General features: G+C 45.8%; 1 protein-coding gene. It reads right to left on the reverse strand.

What is annotated here, in order from left to right; all coding sequences use genetic code 11:
- Window positions 1–26: 26 nt before the first annotated feature.
- A partial coding sequence (locus Q4528_RS13310) for a cellulase family glycosylhydrolase (protein WP_303521985.1) occupies window positions 27–306 on the reverse strand: 280 nt, incomplete at its 5' end.

Below are 306 nucleotides of genomic sequence, written 5' to 3' on the forward strand. Positions count from 1 at the left end.
TTGTAAATCCGTGGGTAAAGGCTACTTTATAAGTAGCCTTTAATGGCCTCTAGTTTAATCGTGTCTTCTTTAGGGAGTTCAAACATATAGTTTCCCCACCAAGGGCCTGCCGACCAGTATGTCCACCCTTCCCAGACATCGTCATTGTTTCGAATATACTCTAGCATGTTAGCCAGAGCGGCTAGGCATACCAAGTTATCCGCAACACCAAACTCTCCTAAAAAACCCTTTTGCCCCGTCTCTTGTAACCACTCAGTGAATGCGACCAAACGTGAGACGCCAACAGTTTCACTCACACACTGATCA

It is taken from the genome of Staphylococcus pasteuri, from assembly GCF_030547725.1.
Taxonomy (GTDB): Bacteria; Bacillota; Bacilli; order Staphylococcales; family Staphylococcaceae; genus Staphylococcus; species Staphylococcus pasteuri.